The organism is Ilyobacter sp. (assembly GCF_041583315.1).
Taxonomy (GTDB): domain Bacteria; phylum Fusobacteriota; class Fusobacteriia; order Fusobacteriales; family Fusobacteriaceae; genus Ilyobacter.
This window is the reverse complement of the sequence record NZ_JBFHGC010000558.1, coordinates 1-1,827: the sequence shown is the minus strand read 5'-3', so window position 1 is coordinate 1,827 and position 1,827 is coordinate 1. Positions and strand designations below refer to the sequence as shown.

The 1,827-nt window shown below is 34.2% G+C and carries 1 protein-coding gene and 1 pseudogene; both read right to left on the bottom strand.

What is annotated here, in order from left to right:
* Window positions 1–1,397, bottom strand: a 1,397-nt coding sequence (locus ABZA26_RS14180) for a polysaccharide biosynthesis protein (protein ID WP_372715140.1), incomplete at its 3' end; no start/stop codon positions are given.
* 24 nt (window positions 1,398–1,421) lie between these two features.
* Window positions 1,422–1,827: pseudogene (locus ABZA26_RS14175) on the bottom strand (hypothetical protein); the annotation flags it as partial.

The window sequence follows — 1,827 nt, the reverse complement described above, 5'->3', positions numbered from 1 at the left end:
GTCAGGTTCTTCTTTTCCTCTATAAGCTTTTTAAACAGAGGTATTACACTCCCGTTGCTTCCCAGGACATTTCCAAATCTTACTGCCATGTATTTAGTACTACTCTTCTCACTGAGATCTTGTATTACCAGTTCACAGGCTCTTTTAGTTGCCCCCATTATGTTGGTAGGATTTACAGCCTTATCTGTAGATACCAGCACAAATCTCTCTACCCCGTATTCATGGGCACATTCTGCTATATTTTTTGTTCCGAATATATTATTTTTTACAGCTTCCTCAGGATTATGTTCCATGAGAGGCACATGTTTGTGAGCCGCTGCATGAAATACCAGGCTGGGATGATGTCTGTCAAAAACCCAATGGAGTTTTTCTTTGTCTCTCACACTGCATATCTCACTTATCACATTGACATTTGGATATTTCCTCTTCAGTTCCAATTCCAAAAAATAAGTCGTATTTTCATTGATATCCAGAATAACCAGTCTCTTGGGATTATATTTCGCTATCTGCCTGCAAAGTTCACTTCCTATACTCCCTGATCCCCCTGAGACAAATATCACCCTGTTTTCTACAAGATTCCTCAGATTCCTGCTGTCCGTTTTGACCTCGTTTCTGCCCAGGAGATCCTCTATACTCACATTTCTCACTTGATTGGAAACAGTCTTCCCTTCTAGCATCTCATTAAATGAAGGAAGTATTTTTATCCCCACTCCCATTTCAGTTCCTACTGCACTTATCTCTTTTATAACTTTACTCTTTGCAGAAGGTATTGCGATAATTATTTCTTCTATCTCATATTTCACTATAAGGTTCTTTAAATCCGATCTTTTACCCAACACTCTATAACCGTGAACTACAATATTTGACTTTTGAGGATTGTCATCTATAAAACCTATTATATTATGTTTAAATGTCCTGTTTTTAAAACTCTCTCTGGCAATGTGTTCACCGGCTTCTCCTGCCCCTACCACAAGAGTTCTTTTTGATATTCCATTTTCTTTTTTTCCAGAATACTCTATGTGTCTTTTTAGTCTAAAAATATATCTCACTGCAAGCTGGCCTGCAGAACACAGTACAAACATCAATAACAGAAGATGTTCTGGGAAGTTACTTTTTACAAAAATGCTTCCTAAAAAAAATATTACAGATGTACATGCATTCAGATAAATCACATACATTATGTCCATAACACTGGTATATTGCCAGCTTTTCTCCTGCATTCTCAGGATAAAATAACCAATAATATATATAAGAAAATATGACAATTGATGGGTTCTACGAAAGTTTCCAGCCCAATTCAAGTCGTATTTCATAAAAAATGTAATTACAAATCCGGTGAGGATAATCATTGCATCTAAAGATATTTTCACACTTTTTCTCATATTTGACTGTATCATATACCTTTCCCCCGTTGTAAAAACTTATTGAGTTATTTTTTTAAAATCTATCCCTTTAAAAAACTCTTTTACAAAAGCTGCGAATATACCCATAAATAATCCAAAAACAGCTCCGACTGCCAGTATCAACAAAGCCTTACTCTTATTTTTCACTTTATATACAGACGAAAGTAACTTTACTTGATTTTTAACAGAAATATCCTCTTTTAAACCTTCTAGTCCGATTAATTCATTTGAATATTTTTTATAAAGTTCCTCCAATTGTAACTTTTTTACAAGTAAACTAGGATATTTCACCTCCATAATTCCACTCGTACCTTCATTTTTTAGAATTTCAATTGATTCTGTAGAGATTATTTTTCTCATTTCAACTTCAAGTTTTTTCAATTCTTCCTCATAAAATTTTGATTTTTCAGATGTTGCTTTATAT